Below are 14,258 nucleotides of genomic sequence, written 5' to 3' on the forward strand. Positions count from 1 at the left end.
ACGCAAGCCCTCAAATAGGGGTTTTCACAAGTCGTTCAGCACACATTTGCGGGGTCCCTCGACCGACGGGCCACACCGCAGTCTGGAAGCCGGCAGCAGACCCGGGACGGGTGTCTCGGGGCCGAGGACCACCACGGATCCAGCCGTGGAGTCGCCTCCCCGGAAGCACCACAGCCCTTCCACGAAAAGGCGCCTCCCACGGCCACGTCGCACCGCACCGCACCGCACCGCACCGCACCGCACCGACGACGTCACACCGGATCCGTGCCCACCGACCGTACGACCCATGGGAGACGCCATGCCGAGACGGAGCGCCCTGTTTCTTGGCCCACTGTCCGCAATCTCCGCACTGTTGCTGACCGTGGCGATGCCACAACCGGCGCAGGCGTACACCCAACAGCACCAGGTCACGGTGGAGCGGGGAGCCTCCTTCTGCGTCCAGGCCACCGCGGGCATCGACCACCGCATCCCCGGCGTGTTCTCCGGCAACCAGGCGTGGGCCCGCGCCTACGCGCTCGCGGGAGACTGCACCACCGTGCATGGCGCGCGGGCCAGGGTCCGGTTGGAGGTGCAGAAGTGGAACGAGTCCCGCGCCGCGTGGGAGGTGTGCGCGACCGCGAACTGGGTGGAGGGCACGACGGGCAGAAACGAGTTCGGCCTCACCGGACCCAGCATCAGCCTGACCTACACCCCCTGCGGTCCCGGCTGGCACCAGACGAAGGCCGAAGCGCAGAGCTACCGCTACGTCGACAGCGCCGGCCGCTTCCTCTGGTTCGGCGGCACCCTCTACTCGGGCTACGAGTGGGTGGAATGAGGTGTTGGTAACGGGCCTGGGCAAAAGGCAGCAGGCGCAGTCCGGTTCAGGTGCATTGCATGCCGCTGACCAGTTCCGGTCCATGGGCGAGGAGTTGCCGGCAGAAGTGCTCGCCCGCGTAGTAACCGGAGGTGATGGTGATCGTGAGCGGGCTCTCGGTCCCGCCGCCGGTGCACTCGGTCGCCAGCACGTGGTAGCCGAGCATCACCGAGAGCTGGAAGCGGGTGCCGTCCGCGCAGACGTAATGGCTGTCGGCGTGCGCCGTCGCCGGGATGACGAAAGGCGCGGCGAGAACCGCCAGCAGTAGGACGGCGCGGGCGATGGTCGCACGGGAGAAGGTCATAGAAAATGCCTTTTCGCGGAGGTTTGGAAACGTGCCACGACATACCCTTGGTGACTCACCGGCAACCAAGCGTGTCCGACAGTGGCCATTCATCAAACCCGAAAACCCGGCACCGTCTCCGGCCCGGGAAGGTGGAAGCACCTCACCCGCCGACGACAATGACGATCTCGCCGCCCGTCCGGCCCTCCCCCGGGCTTTCAGGCGGCGCACGCCGAAGCCCCGTCTCCTCTGGGTGAATTCGAGGAGCGGGGCTTCGTCAGGGGTGACCGGGACGCCTTTTCAATTTCCGAAAACGGCCGGACGCTCGCTCCGCCATTTCGGCGGCCGTCCCGGTGGATGCTAGAAAGGACCGTCGGAGCACATCATCGGCTTGCCGTCGATGACGCACGGGTACCAGTCAAGCTCGCGCGGCTTGGCCTGGGCGGCGCCGGCGGTCGCGAAACCGACGATCATCAGCGCCGCGGTGGTGGTGGCGGCGAGGGCGACCGTACGCCTGACAAAAGTCCTCATTTGAATCCCTTTCCATCGCTGTGTGCTGCTCCAGGATCAAACCAAGGGCTTCTGCAAACCCACTTGTAAGTCACTGGGAGGGATCGAGGGCGTCTCCGTCCTGCTCGACTTCGGCCGGTCCGAGCCGTACGCGACCGGAATTCCTCGTCGGCACTCCTGCGGACGCGCCGCGGTCGGCGCGGTTAGGGTTCGTGGATGCTGCTGACAATCCTTGGCGGATGCGGCGCGTGGCCGGGAGCGGGCCAGGCCTGCAGCGGTTATCTCGTGGAGCACGACGGTTTCAGGTTGCTGGTCGACCCCGGGTACGCGACGGTACCGCGGCTGTTGGAACGGATCACCGCCGATCAGGTCGACGCGGTGTTCGTCAGTCACGGACATCCCGATCACTGCGCCGACCTGAACCCGCTGTTGCGGGCGCGCGCGTTCCGTGACGATCCGCCGCCTCCCCTGCCGGTGTACGCACTGCCCGGCGCCCTGGACGCGGTGCTCGCGCTGGACCGCCCGGAAATGCTGGCCGACGCCCATGCCCTGCGCGAGTTCACCCCCGGCGACCGGATCGACATCGGCCCGTTCCACGCGCGGACCCGTCTGCTGCCGCACTCGGTGCCCAATGCCGGCGTACGGCTGACAGCGGGCGGGCGGGTGCTCGCGTACACCGGCGACACCGGCCCGAGCCCCGAGGTGGTGGAGTTGGCGCGCGGCGCCGACCTGTTCCTGGCCGAGGCCACCTATGCGGACCGGGTCCCTGAGGTTTCGCGGCACAACCTGTCGAGCGCCCGCCAGGCGGGCCGACAGGCCAAGGAGGCCGACGTCCGGCACCTGCTGCTGACTCACCTGCAACCGGGTACGGACACCACAGCCGCGCGAGCCGCCGCCGGGGCCGAATACGACGGCGAGCTCGGCATCGCCACTTCCGGTCTCGCCATCGATCTTTCCTGAGGAAGGTATCCCCGGGCTTCCAACGCCTCGCGTGATTTTCCGGCTTCCGGCACGTGGCGCACTTCGATGGCACCGATCATCATCTTCGGGACAGGTATCAGAAGTCCACGCCACCGCAACCACCAAGATCGAAAAGTGGCACTGGAGCACTAGGGCGTAGGTAGCTTTCTCCCGAGGAGGAAGGCCGTCAGGAGCTCACGGTAGAGGTCAGGGCGGCCGTTGGCGATGGAGTGCCCTGCTCCGGGCACGTAGAGGAATGTCGAGTTCGGCAGAGTGCGCCGATATTCGTCGGTGACCTGCCACTTGAGGTAGTCGCACTGGCCGCGCACGATCAGCGTCGGCACGTGGACCTGGCGCAGCTTGGGCCTGGGATCGGGTACGGTCTCCGCGTCCGCGGAGGTGACCTGGTTGACGTAGAAGCCGGGCTGGTTGGTGTGCGTGGGCGCGGGCGCCGCCCCCGGGCAGCCGGTGGCGTCCTTGACGGAGATGAGCAGTTCGCGGAAGTAGGCGTCCGCCTCGCGGTCGGGCACCATGCTGTGCGCGGCCGCCGGGTTGAGTCCGAGCAGGACGTTCTGGACGAGGAAGCGCAGCGAACCGTCGGGCCCGTCCCCGTTGCCCCAGGGCGAGCCCACGCCGTCGGGATAGGCAGGCTCCCAGATCGCTCCCGGCGAGGTCAGCACGGCCCTGGCGACGCGGTCGGGATGGGCGGCCATGTACGCGGCGGCCAGGGTGCCGCCCCAGGACCTGCCGACCAGGATCACCCGCTCGGCGCCGATCGCGCTGCGGACGGCGTCGAGATCGGCGACATGCCTGGCCACCGTGTAACCGCTGACATCGTCGAGGCGCGTGGAGCGTCCAGCGCCGAGTTGGTCGTAGGCATAGACGTCGAACCCCTCACCGGCCAGTTCCCGCCCGCCCTCCGGGACCCCCTCACCCGGTGTGCCGGGGCCGCCGTGCAGGAAGATCACCGGGTACGGTCTGGCCGTACCCCTGGCCGGTTCGCTGACATAGGCCAGACGGGAACCGGTGGGCAGGTCCCAGAACCGCACACCCGCCGGAATCACCGGCACCGGCGCGGGAACCGGGAGCAGGACGGTGACGGCGGCGATACCGCAGAGCACAACGGTGACACCTGCGGCATACAGCGCTTTTCGCGTGACCAGCCACGTGATCGACACGATCGAGGCGGCGGCCGCTCCGGCGAAGACCGGGTATACGGGAACGACCATGGCGACGCCGAAGAAGATCAGCGGCGAGAGGATCAGGGCGAGGACGGCACCCAGGACGAGCTTCATGGGATCAACGCTAGGAAGGTGGGGAGGCCGGCTCTTCCTCCGTCAGGATGGACTGCTCCCCCGCCGCGCGGCGGGGCGGACCAGGCCCGTCTCGTACGCGGCGATGGTGGCCTGAAGGCGGTTGCGTACGCCGAGCTTGCCGAGGATGACCGCGATGTGGTCCTTGACGGTGGCCGGGCTGATGCCGAGCACCGCGCCGATCTCGGCGTTACTCAGGCCGGTGGCGACCTGCTTGAGCACTTCGGTCTCGCGCGGCGTGAGCACACCCGTGCCGCCGTTGTACGGCGGCGGCTCTTCCGCGAATCGGTCGATAAGCCGCCTCGTGATGCCTGGGTCGAGCATGGCGTCTCCGGCCGCGACCACCCGGACCGCGTCGATCACCCGCTCGGGCTCCGCGTCCTTCAGCAGGAACCCGGCGGCGCCGGCACGCAACGCGCCGAAGACGTAGTCGTCCAGCCCGAACGTGGTCAGCACCACCACCCGCGTCCCGGGCACCTCGGCGGTGATGCGCGCCGTGGCCCGCAGGCCGTCGAGGCCGGGCATCCTGACGTCCATCAACACCACGTCGGGGCGCGATCGGAGAGTCGACTCGACCGCCGCCTGCCCGTCGGCCACCTGACCCACCACGGTCATATCACGCTCGGCGTCCAGGACGGCTGCTATGCCCGCCCGCACGACCGCCTGATCGTCGGCGACAAGAATGGTGATCATTCGGGTAGCCATACCCGTATCGTGCCATCAGCCATGGTGATCAGTTCTCCCCCGACCGCGTCGGCGAGGTCTCGGAGCCCGGCCGTGGCCCTGCCCTCAATGCTTACGCCACCGTTCAGGTAGGCCACGGTCACCTCGTCGCTGTGCTCGAAGAATCGCTCCGCCGCTCTGAACGCGGCCACCTGAACCGCCGGGTCCACCTCGCGGCGCTCGCCCGTGAACTTGACGATGGCGCCCTTGCGGGAGGCCAGCGCCGCTACTCCGGCCAGCGTAGGGGCCGGATCCCCCGTCTCGCCCAGCTCTTCGAGCAGGTCTCTGAGCGCGGTGAGTCCCCACCTGGCCTCGGCCAGCGCGTCGGCGAGCCGGCCCGCGTCCGCCGCCGCCACGACCGCCTCCGCGTGGCGCATCGCCGTACGCCGCAAGCCGCTCGCGATCCTGTCCCGCTCCGTTCGTACGGCTGCCGCCGTCAGCTCACCCGTCGCCGTGCGCGCCTGCGCCTCTCCGACCGACCGCCGCGCCCGAATCGTCGCGACGGCCGCGCCAAGTGCCCAGGCGGTGACGGCGGGCACGGTGACGCCCAGGCCCAGCACCACCCACGCGCCCAGCCGATCGCCCGTGATCCCCGGGCCGGCCGCCAGCGCCAGTCCACCTACCGCCGCCATGCCCAGGCAGGCGGTAAGGCCCTTCCCGCTCAGTCCGATGGCGTAGAGCAGTGCCAGTTCCACCCACGAGCACCACAGGAACACATCTCCCGCGGGCGGTACGCTTCGCGTCGCCACCAGCACCGGGTAGATCGACAGCGCCACCGCCAGCGCGAAGCCGGGTGCCCGTCTGCGCCAGCCGAGCGGCAGTGCGTGGAGTGCGCAGAGCGGAAGGAGAAGCAGCAGGTCGGCGGGGTCGCTGTCGAGCAGGCTGGTCCCGACCGACAGTCCGACGGCCAACGCCACCAGCGCCCAATCCGCCCCCCGTCTCCCTCGCCACCCGTCCTTCCTCCCCCGCCCCCGGGTCGTCATCCGGAAGGACGCCACCACGGCCCACCCGTCGCCCTGGGGGCCGGCGGTCAGCGTTCCTCCGCACTCGGCCACGGCCGTCCTGAGCCCGGCCAACCCCTTTCCCGCTCCGAGGCCGTCCTCCGCCCTGCCGCCTTCCCCGGCCTGGTTGATCACCGTCACCATCAGGTCTCCGTCTGTGGCGGCGAGCTCCACCCGCACCTGCGCGCCCGGCGCGTATCGGGCGGCGTTGGTCAGCGCCTCCCGCACCACCCGGTACGCGACCGCCGCCACCTTCTCCGGCACCTCGTCCACCGTCCTGCGGTACACCACCCCGGGCCCGGCCAGCGTGTCGACGTCGGCCAGCCGTGGCACCTCGGGAACGCCATCCGTGAGCGCGGCCAGTTCCCTCACCACCAGCCGCCCCTCAGCCGCCGCGTGCTCCAGCGCGGACGCCACCAGCCGCGCATCCCCCAGCCGCAGCGCTGAGGCCGCACCGACCACGATGCCGGTGAGCCGATGAGCCGCGGTGTCGTGCAACTCGCCGGCCAGCCGAAGCCGCTCCACCGCGGCAGCCGTCGCGGGCACTGCCTCGACCCCCGCCAGAAAAGCGGCGAGCGCATCCCGCCTGGCGAGGACCCGCCGCCGCCACCGCCCTAGCGCCCACACCACCGCGGCCAGTCCGGCGGCCAGCAACAGGCTCCCGACGACATCACGGACCCGCCACCCCGGAAAGCCGAAGACCCCACCCGTAATGACGACAAAGGCAAGCGCCACCACCCCGGCCGCCTCCGCGGTGCGCCGTACAGCCGCGCCGTACACGATCAGCACGGCAAGGACGAGCGCAACCCACTGCATGGAGGTCAGCGGGGTTCGAGGCGGCGGTAGGACGAAATCCGGGTGTCCAGGGTCCCGGCCACCAGGACGACCAGCCTGATCACCATGGTCACGACGGCCGCAACCAGGATCCGCCGACTTCTACCGATACCTACGTCCCCCATCGTGCATGAGTAGCACATCTGACCGCCCGACCCTCATTCAGCATTCTCGGGGTCTGAGGACATCGGAACGGTGACCGGGAAGGTTCGCTGGTCACGGCACCGGGCGCCTCAAGGGCCGGCCCTTGAGGCGCCGAGAGCCGCCGGCCATGACCGGAAGCTCTCGGCGTTGAGCGGTCACCCGTGACGGCGGGTCCCGGCTCGGCCGGTGAAATCGTTCTGCCACGGCCGGAGCCGGGCCGGCGCGCTCACGAAACTCAGGCGAGGTGTCCGTCCTGCGGGGGAAGCTCATCTCGGGTGTCAGGGTGGTGCGCTCCACGTCGGCCATCATCCAGCACCCCAAGGCCCCCGGTTCGGGGTGGTGCCAGCACCACCCTCAAGTGGGAACGCGGCACCATCGTTCGCCGGGCCGCGAGTTCCTACCTTTGAAGCATGAAGAAGACCCTCGGAGCCACCGCCCTGCTGGCTGCTGCCGCGATCGCCGGGGGCGCGATACTGATCCACAGCAACAGCCGCGAGCCGATTGTGCCCGCTTCGGAGACCACCCGCGGCACGTACCGACTGACCGGAGACGAGCTGGAGGTCGACTCCAGCGGCCCGGTGACGATCACCGTGGTCACCGGGCCGGCGGGCGAGGTCGTGGTCGACCGCAGGCTGCGCTGGACCGGCCCCAAGCGCCACACCGAGTCGTGGAGCGAGCGCCGCATGACCATCGACTATGAATGCGGGGGCGGCGACTGCGGCGCCGACTACCGGCTGAGCGTGCCTGGCGGCACCCGGGTCAGGTTCGGCGGCGCGAAGGTCAGCTGCCCGCCCGAGATCGCATGCGAGGCGGCCTGAACCCGACGCCGTTCAGTCAGCGTCGAGGCGGTGGTGTCAAGGGCTGGCCGGGAGCATGTTGGTGCTGATGGTGGCTTTGTAGGTGGTCCGGTCGATGGCGGGTCCGCGGGCGTTGTACTTGGAGATTGCGCGTTTGACGATGCGGTCTTCGGTGCGGACTCGCCGGGCGGGCAGGGGATGAGCCAGGACGTGACGGCCGATGGTGCCGATCAGGTCGATGTCGGTGCCGGAGACGACGCCGGTGGCCAGGACGAGCTGGTCGCGGGCGGCGGCCAGAGCGGTGGTGAAGCCGGCCCGGTCCGGGTCGGTGCCCGGGACGCTGTCTGTGGCGTCGGTCATCGCGGTCCGCAGCACCTGGTAGACGGTCAGCGCGCTTTCATCGGGGCTGGCCCCAGTCTCTGGCGGGCCTGGCGAAGAGCGCTGCCGCTGGGCCGTACCAATGCCAGGCCCGCCGGCCGGGCACACAATCGGTAAGACCTGCCGGTAGCCCAAGTCGGTGAACAAGCCCGCGGCCAACCACCCTCTCCCTTAACTGAACGGCGTTGGTACTAGAAGTCGAACTCGCCCTTCTTCGCGCCGTCCACGAATGCGTCCCAGACACTCGCACTCACCACGAACGGCGCCCGCTCCGGAGCCTCTGTGTCCCGCAGACCCACCCGACCACCCGACAACGGAGCCACCTCAAGACAGTCCCCACCGTTGGGGCCACTCTTGGTGGCCTTACGCCAGGCCGCGCTCTTCAGCTCATCACTCAGGTCCACGGCTTCTCCACCTCTCCGCCGTTGACGGTATGGACGGGAAAGCCCTCGACGATGATCGAGAGCCTTCCCGCGTTCCGAGATCGGGGCTAGAAGTCGAACTCGCCCTTTTTGGCGCCGTCGATGAAGGCGTCCCACACGCTCGCACTCACCACGAACGGCGCCCGCTCCGGAGCCTCTGTGTCACGCAGGCCCACCCTGCCCCCCGACAACGGAGCTACCTCCAGGCAGTTCCCTTGGTTTGACGCACTCTTGGTGGCCTTACGCCAGGCCGCGCTCTTCAGCTCATCACTCACGCCCATAGCCTCTCCGCCTCTCTGATCAATTCGATCGAGACATGCCGAGGGCTTGCCTCAGCTCGGATGGTGTCGTATCGGGCACGGACAGCCTCGACATCTTCTGGCCGATTTGCCACATGCCCGCGCGTTACAGACTCGGCATATACCATATCCGGATTTCCTGGAATCTGGGCGATCACGAACCCTCCCGAAGTCCCCGTGGTCGATCCCCGCACCAAAGGAAGAATCTGGATACCGATCCGCGGCCGCTCGACCATTTCCAGAAGATACTGGAGTTGGTGTTGCATGACCTCTTCTCCACCGATCGGGCGGTGAAGAACTCCTTCGTCGAGGATAACCCAGAGCATAGGCGGCGTAGATCGCAGCAATATCTTCTGCCGCTCCATGCGAGCCGCGACGGCCTTTTCCACCTGTTTGTCGGTTATGCCAGGCTCCCCACGGATAACCGCCCGCGCGTACTCCTCGGTCTGGAGAAGACCGGGCACGACGAGTGGCTCCCAAGCATGCAAAGCATGCGCTTCCGGTTCGATGTCGAGCCAGTCACGGAACCATCGAGGACTCGCCGCATGGGTGATGTGCGTCCAGCAATGGAGGAGCTCTCCGTTCGCCCCCAGAGCGTCATCGCAGCGTTGCGCCAGGTTTTGGCCGGGTTTGCGCTCACCTCTCTCGGTGAAGCTCAGCAGGCTCCTGCTGAACTGGGTCACCTCGGCCAGTTCGTTCTGGGTCATTTTTGCCTTTTTCCGATATTTGCGGAGCTCCGCGCCAAAGAGAGCCCACTTTTCGTTTTTGGGGTTGATTTTTGGGTTCTTCGGCATTTCAGCTCCGTCCAGCCGGGGGATTCCACATCGTGGCACAAAAAACACAGCTTTCCACAAACTGTCACACTGATGTGCCTCGACTTTCAATACCCAAAGTAGTCACTCGGGGGCACCCTGTGAAGGGGTCAGGGGGAGCGGATAATCCGCCGGATCGGCCCTGTCTTACACGCGGAGGGCGGCTTCCTAATGCCGTCGAAAAAATCACCAGGTATGTCCGGATAAGAGGAGTGAAAATGTCCGTCGATTCACTGGAAAACGCACCCTAGGCACGGCTCACGCCTCTTCCGGACACACACCTGTCACCGCCGAGTAAGCCTCACCCCGTGAACAGCAGTCACTTCGCGCAAGACGGAAATACCTCGCCCTGTTGCCCCTAATACCCCAAAACAAAGCGGGGCCTGCCACGGCACGACACGCCATGACAAGCCCCTCGACCGGACAGTGGAGGTCCGATCTGATGCATCACCCTAGAGGAAACCCCAGGCCCATCAGGGTCCGTTGGCACGCCGACCGGCCGCCGATGCCGCTCGGTTGCCGCTGGTGCGGTCATCCCCCGTACGCGCACGAGGCCGCCAGCCTGCCGCACCGCGCCCGCCACCACTGGGAGCAGCCCACCCCCGCACAGGTCTACGCCAGGATGACCGTCCGCCGCCGCCTCAACCTCTCCAGCCGCCCACCCGTCTCAACGCCCATCCGCACGATCCCTAACCCCACGGCCTCCGCCGCTCTCCCCGCGCGGTCCGTGGCGGTCTCCCCCGGTCGGCACCGGCGACCGGAGCAGCCCGGGGTCACGGCTCCCGTGCCGTACCGGCGAGGACGACCGCCGAGCACTCGTACCCCCTCGGGCAAGCACGCCCCGTACCGGCAGGGAGCGACGACATGAACGAACGCGTCCCCCAGCCCCGGCAGGGCGGGCGGCATCGGCGGGGAACGGCCATCGCGCGGGTCGACTCGCGAACCTGGGACCTGGCCGAGCGCGCCGCCGCCGAGCAGCTCGACCAGATCGAGCCCGCCTGGACCGTCTGGTACGGCACCGGCACTCGCCACTTCCACGCCGTCGCCGTCTGGTCCGCCGCCGAACCCCTCATCGTGCGAGCCCGCACCGCCGACGAACTACGCGCCCTGATGCGCGAGGCCGAGGACACCACACCGCCACCCCGAGGAGAAGCCATGCCCGAGACCCCGGACACCCCACCGGCGCCGGACGACTCACAGATTCCCGGCGCCCCATGCACCGTCTGCTGGGACCTGCCGCACGACCTGCCGATCGTCGGCAAGGCCCGCGCCATGGTGAGCGAGACCCTCGCGGCCTGGGCGCTGCACCACCTCGCCGACGAAGCCGTCCTGGTGGCCGGCGAGCTGCTCGCCAACGCGATCGTCCACGGCGAGCCCGTGGTCAGACTCTCCCTGTGGGCGAGCCCCGACGAGTTCCAGATCCAGGTCACCGACCGAGGCCCCGGACAGCCACGCCACCTCACCCTGGACACCGAGTCCCTGCACGGCCGCGGCCTCGTGATCGTCGGCGCCCTCGCCCACGATCACGGCGTCACCCCCCTCCCCGACCGCCCCGGCAAAACCGTCTGGGCCCGCTGGCACCTACCCCCACGAGGTGCCCACCCCACTCCCTGAACCGGGTCTCCTGTCTCACCACCGGACAGGCGGCCGCCACGCAGCGTCCCATCGTCGAACGCGGCCGACAGCCGCAGTCGTTCAGAAATCCGATCGGGACAAATCCGCGAAATGACGGCCCCAAGTAAGAGCGCGATGACTTGTGAGCGTCCCTCAGATCATGTCCTGGTTGGCCGCCCACTGCTTGAAACCGCCAGGACCGAAAGGAAGGCGGTATTCACCCTCGATCAAATGGTCGGCAACCGCTGAGACCAGGTCAACCGTGAGCAGTTCAGATCGAATACTCTCGCAAAGGAGAGCCAGCGTGCCCTGGTGATGCACGTTATGAGTCTTCGCCGCTCGACGTGCCGGACCGTCGTCAATGATCGCCGTGGCACCGTGTGCCTTGGCGTACGCGAGCACACCGGCCTCGCCCAGGTTGCGGTTACCGGATCCGACCAACAACGCGCTGAACGTCGCGAACTCTTCATATTCGTCGATGAGTTCGCGCTGCTCTATCCAGGACGCATTGAGCACAGAATGAAGATATGCGTGTTCGTGAACACCGTTTTAAAGCTCGTTGACCACGGTATCCGGGATCACAGCGGTTCTCTCGCCGACAACCGCACGCAGTACTCCGAGCCAGCTCTGCTTGGCGAAGTGGCTTAACGGGCCGGTATCGAAAACCAGGATGTCAACGTGATCCGACATGGTCAGACGTACTGCCAGATCGCACCTTCGGAACGCCTGGGCAGCGGGGGCAACATGCTCTCGTCCCAGGTGTCGAACAGGAGGTCCAAGGCTCGGTCCGCGGAAATCACCTCGCTACGATACAATCCCAGAACGGCACGCTCGTAATTTCGCGGCAAGCTGGGAGGAACGAGCTCGTCCTTCGCCACCACAAGGTCGAAATCTACGATATCCGCACGCGTCGTCCTGATAATTCGGATTTTTCCGGCATCGCCGTGAGTAATGAGGCCGAGTTCGTTGAGCCGTCGGGCGAGTGTCGTCATGTCGACGCGATAAGCGCTGGCAATGCGCACGGCAGCCGTCCGCAGTTCGCCTTCGCTGTCGGCCACAAGGTTCTTCCATTCACGCTCGATGCTTGCCTGCGGTAGCAGCAGAGCACGTGCAAAACGGTCGAAAAAGCTCTCTCGCTGTTCGACGTTCTGCTGCTCGGCGATACGCCAGTCCACCGTGTATTCGTCGGCCACAAGATAGTGACCGAGCTCATGAGCGAGCGCGAGACGCCTTCTGCCCACACGTCGCTGTCCGTTGACGATCGCTACGCCTCCGCTGCGCAGCAGGACCGTCGCCGCGTCGGCCGTGTCGACACCGAGGTCATATGAGAAAACAAGCAGGCCGATCGAGGCCGCCTTCTCGTCCAAACCGACGATCGGACCGTCGCCTTCCACACCCAGCAGCGCTCGTGCGTCCGAGGCGAGCTTCTCGGCCTGGGCATTGGTCTCGGGCATCTCCCTGCTCGGAGTGCCGGGCAGGGCGAAGTGCTCCGCCTGTTCGGCGACGAACTCGACTGCCCGGGTGAGCCGCTCGACCATCAGATCGATCTTCGGGCTGGGCGCACCCGGCTCCTGTGCGTTACGGCGGGAGACGATCGCAGCAGGCGCATCCTGGATGAACCACTCGATTCGCATGTCGATCGCGTCGGCCAGCTTGGCCAGTTCCAACGCCGAGATGCGACGGTCTCCCCGTTCGATCTTCGCCAGAGCCGAACGATCCAGCGGGATCAGGGCGGCCAACTCGACCTGCGTGAGACCGGCTCGCCCACGTGCCTCGGCGATCCGCCGACCCAGCGTCTCCGCGTCAACCATCACGTGTTCGATAATAGAACATTGCCTCGGTGTTGCCGAGCGGGACACCCCAGGCTATCCGCGTCATTTACCAGGGGGACGTCTGCAGAACGCGTCAGGGCGTGATCCGGTAGATGTGGTGGGAGTGTTCGGCGGCGAAGGAGTCGGTGAACCTGCCCTGGGCGTCGACGGGGACCGTCCGGTTCTCGAAGAGGACCTCGGCGCGGGTGGCCCGCAGCCCGCGCGGCAGCGTGAAGATGCGCCTGCCGGGGGACGTGGTCGCGTCGAGCATCGCGAAGACGTAGTACGAGCCCTGATGGTGTTTCAGCATGGTGTCGAGGCCGGGGCCGAAGCGGTGCGCGTACGACTGGGTGTTCAGCACCGGGGCGAGCTGCCCGATCCGCCGGTTGATCTCGGCCACCGCGGGCCTGACCTCCTTTCCGCACCCCTCGCGCAGCACGTGCTGGGAGTGGCACGGCCCGCCGAAGTTGTGGTTGAAGTAGATGATGCCCCTGGCCTCGTGGATCAGCGAGCTCATCACCGCGCCGGTCACCTGCTCCGGCCGGATCGCCCGGGTGTCGTTCTCGGCGGGCCAGCCGACCTCGACGAAGCCGTAGATCGGCTGGCGACGGCCGTCCAGCGCGTCCAGTTCGCGCTGGCGGTCGAGGACGGCGCCGTAGTTGGCGGCTCTGCGGCACCTGGAGGCCGGCAGGGAGAGGAAGTTCTGCCCGTCCAGGCAGACGCTCGCGCTGGTGTACCAGTAGACGTCGGAGGAGACGACGTCGGTGAAGCGGTTGACGAACGTGGCGGCGTCCGCGTCCCTCTCCCACATCATCACGCCCTTGCCGTAGTTGGCGTAGTGCATCCTGCCGTCGCCCTTCGGGACCTCCTCCTTGCGGGTACGCAGCACGGTGAAACCGCATCCCCTGTCCTCGGGCACACACAGGGAGCCCTCACCGGGGTGCTTGCCGGTCCACTGCGCGTCTCCCGCCTTCGCCCACATGTCGACCTCGTCGTTGAGCAGCCAGCCAACCGTCTCGCTGCCGTAGCCGGGCAGAGGGGTGCGCGTCAGCGCCGACATGCCGTTCCTGCGCACCAGCGCCATGTCGCTGGTCTCGGTCAGCTCCACGTAGGTGTTGATCCCGGCGGCCCGGTCCTTGTCCACGTCGCCCTGGGTGATCACGGACTCGAACCAGACGCCCACCGGGAAGAACGACGATTTCGTCCAGCCCGCCGCCGTCGGTGCGGCGAATCGCCCGTAGTAGGCGGGGCCGCCCTCCCACGGCACCCGCGCGACCGTCGCGGGAGGTCCCGCGGCCCACGCACTTCCGGTGTCGGCCGACGCCCCGGCGAGCGGGCCCCGGTCCTGGCCCTCGGGTGAGTCGATCAGGGTGAGTCCGAGCACCGCCACCGACACCGAGACGGCTCCCGCCCCGACCAGCAGCGGCAACGACCGTCTGGCCCGGCGTCCCGGCGCCCCGGCGTGGTTCTCAGATCTCATGACCCTGTCCTTCTCATCGCGGAC

General features: G+C 67.8%; 18 protein-coding genes. 5 read left to right on the forward strand and 13 right to left on the reverse strand.

The genetic code is table 11. The features are described from left to right. Nucleotides 1-298 precede the first annotated feature (298 nt). On the forward strand, nucleotides 299-814 hold the full coding sequence (locus ACFY3D_RS04280; RefSeq protein WP_389974722.1) for a hypothetical protein: 516 nt from the start codon (nucleotides 299-301) through the stop codon (nucleotides 812-814). Between the two features lie 46 nt (nucleotides 815-860). Here ACFY3D_RS04280 and ACFY3D_RS04285 read toward each other — a convergent pair whose 3' ends face one another. Continuing rightward, nucleotides 861-1,157, reverse strand: a complete 297-nt coding sequence (locus ACFY3D_RS04285; RefSeq protein ID WP_389974725.1) for a hypothetical protein — start codon at nucleotides 1,155-1,157, stop codon at nucleotides 861-863. Nucleotides 1,158-1,496: 339 nt separating this feature from the next. Continuing rightward, nucleotides 1,497-1,667 (reverse strand): hypothetical protein, encoded by a 171-nt coding sequence (locus ACFY3D_RS04290; protein ID WP_362896752.1) that lies wholly within the window; start codon nucleotides 1,665-1,667, stop codon nucleotides 1,497-1,499. A gap of 195 nt (nucleotides 1,668-1,862) precedes the next feature. Here ACFY3D_RS04290 and ACFY3D_RS04295 point away from each other — a divergent pair, with 195 nt between their 5' ends. Continuing rightward, nucleotides 1,863-2,606 carry an MBL fold metallo-hydrolase gene (locus ACFY3D_RS04295; RefSeq protein WP_389974728.1) on the forward strand — a complete coding sequence of 248 codons (744 nt, stop codon included), beginning with the start codon at nucleotides 1,863-1,865 and terminating at the stop codon, nucleotides 2,604-2,606. A 149-nt stretch (nucleotides 2,607-2,755) separates the two neighbouring features. On the opposite strand, the gene ACFY3D_RS04300 is transcribed toward ACFY3D_RS04295, so the two are convergent. Genes ACFY3D_RS04300 through ACFY3D_RS04315 form a run of 4 tightly spaced genes read right to left on the reverse strand, consistent with a single transcriptional unit; the run spans nucleotide 2,756 to nucleotide 6,602 of the window. Beyond that, nucleotides 2,756-3,901, reverse strand: a complete 1,146-nt coding sequence (locus ACFY3D_RS04300) for an alpha/beta fold hydrolase (RefSeq protein WP_389974731.1) — start codon at nucleotides 3,899-3,901, stop codon at nucleotides 2,756-2,758. 42 nt (nucleotides 3,902-3,943) lie between these two features. Further along, nucleotides 3,944-4,612: a response regulator gene (locus ACFY3D_RS04305; RefSeq protein ID WP_389974734.1), complete on the reverse strand. Its 669-nt coding sequence runs from the start codon at nucleotides 4,610-4,612 to the stop codon at nucleotides 3,944-3,946. After that, complete coding sequence (locus tag ACFY3D_RS04310) at nucleotides 4,609-6,459, reverse strand: histidine kinase (RefSeq protein WP_389974737.1); 1,851 nt, start codon at nucleotides 6,457-6,459, stop codon at nucleotides 4,609-4,611. Before ACFY3D_RS04310 ends, ACFY3D_RS04305 begins: the two co-directional genes overlap by 4 nt. Nucleotides 6,460-6,464: 5 nt before the next feature. After that, nucleotides 6,465-6,602: a hypothetical protein gene (locus ACFY3D_RS04315; protein ID WP_389974740.1), complete on the reverse strand. Its 138-nt coding sequence runs from the start codon at nucleotides 6,600-6,602 to the stop codon at nucleotides 6,465-6,467. Between the two features lie 429 nt (nucleotides 6,603-7,031). Between ACFY3D_RS04315 and ACFY3D_RS04320 the strand changes: the two genes are divergently transcribed. After that, nucleotides 7,032-7,439 carry a hypothetical protein gene (locus ACFY3D_RS04320; protein ID WP_389974743.1) on the forward strand — a complete coding sequence of 136 codons (408 nt, stop codon included), beginning with the start codon at nucleotides 7,032-7,034 and terminating at the stop codon, nucleotides 7,437-7,439. A gap of 36 nt (nucleotides 7,440-7,475) precedes the next feature. Here ACFY3D_RS04320 and ACFY3D_RS04325 read toward each other — a convergent pair whose 3' ends face one another. From ACFY3D_RS04325 to ACFY3D_RS04340, 4 genes are all read right to left on the reverse strand, one after another. Further along, nucleotides 7,476-7,793 (reverse strand): hypothetical protein, encoded by a 318-nt coding sequence (locus tag ACFY3D_RS04325; RefSeq protein WP_389974745.1) that lies wholly within the window; start codon nucleotides 7,791-7,793, stop codon nucleotides 7,476-7,478. Nucleotides 7,794-7,987: 194 nt separating this feature from the next. Continuing rightward, complete coding sequence (locus ACFY3D_RS04330) at nucleotides 7,988-8,200, reverse strand: DUF397 domain-containing protein (protein ID WP_389974748.1); 213 nt, start codon at nucleotides 8,198-8,200, stop codon at nucleotides 7,988-7,990. 86 nt (nucleotides 8,201-8,286) lie between these two features. After that, nucleotides 8,287-8,493, reverse strand: a complete 207-nt coding sequence (locus ACFY3D_RS04335; RefSeq protein ID WP_344747273.1) for a DUF397 domain-containing protein — start codon at nucleotides 8,491-8,493, stop codon at nucleotides 8,287-8,289. Beyond that, nucleotides 8,490-9,311 carry a helix-turn-helix transcriptional regulator gene (locus ACFY3D_RS04340; RefSeq protein WP_389974752.1) on the reverse strand — a complete coding sequence of 274 codons (822 nt, stop codon included), beginning with the start codon at nucleotides 9,309-9,311 and terminating at the stop codon, nucleotides 8,490-8,492. Before ACFY3D_RS04340 ends, ACFY3D_RS04335 begins: the two co-directional genes overlap by 4 nt. A 460-nt stretch (nucleotides 9,312-9,771) precedes the next feature. On the opposite strand from ACFY3D_RS04340, the gene ACFY3D_RS04345 reads away from it, so the two are divergent. Together ACFY3D_RS04345 and ACFY3D_RS04350 are read left to right on the forward strand one after the other, a co-directional pair. Then, entirely contained in the window at nucleotides 9,772-10,197 is a 426-nt protein-coding gene (locus tag ACFY3D_RS04345; RefSeq protein ID WP_389974755.1) for a hypothetical protein, read from the forward strand. Continuing rightward, nucleotides 10,194-10,943 carry an ATP-binding protein gene (locus tag ACFY3D_RS04350; protein ID WP_389974758.1) on the forward strand — a complete coding sequence of 250 codons (750 nt, stop codon included), beginning with the start codon at nucleotides 10,194-10,196 and terminating at the stop codon, nucleotides 10,941-10,943. The genes ACFY3D_RS04345 and ACFY3D_RS04350 overlap by 4 nt, the downstream gene beginning before the upstream one ends. Nucleotides 10,944-11,096: 153 nt before the next feature. On the opposite strand, the gene ACFY3D_RS04355 is transcribed toward ACFY3D_RS04350, so the two are convergent. The 3 genes from ACFY3D_RS04355 to ACFY3D_RS04365 all read right to left on the reverse strand — a co-directional run bounded on the left by ACFY3D_RS04355 (nucleotide 11,097) and on the right by ACFY3D_RS04365 (nucleotide 14,234). Next, complete coding sequence (locus ACFY3D_RS04355) at nucleotides 11,097-11,459, reverse strand: hypothetical protein (RefSeq protein ID WP_389974761.1); 363 nt, start codon at nucleotides 11,457-11,459, stop codon at nucleotides 11,097-11,099. Nucleotides 11,460-11,635: 176 nt separating this feature from the next. Beyond that, nucleotides 11,636-12,754, reverse strand: coding sequence for a helix-turn-helix domain-containing protein (locus ACFY3D_RS04360; protein ID WP_389975628.1), 1,119 nt, complete (start codon nucleotides 12,752-12,754; stop codon nucleotides 11,636-11,638). A 94-nt stretch (nucleotides 12,755-12,848) separates the two neighbouring features. Then, nucleotides 12,849-14,234: a hypothetical protein gene (locus ACFY3D_RS04365; protein ID WP_389974764.1), complete on the reverse strand. Its 1,386-nt coding sequence runs from the start codon at nucleotides 14,232-14,234 to the stop codon at nucleotides 12,849-12,851. Between the last annotated feature and the right edge of the window lie 24 nt (nucleotides 14,235-14,258).

This window comes from Streptosporangium sp. NPDC000509, assembly GCF_042898365.1.
Lineage (GTDB): Bacteria > Actinomycetota > Actinomycetes > Streptosporangiales > Streptosporangiaceae > Streptosporangium.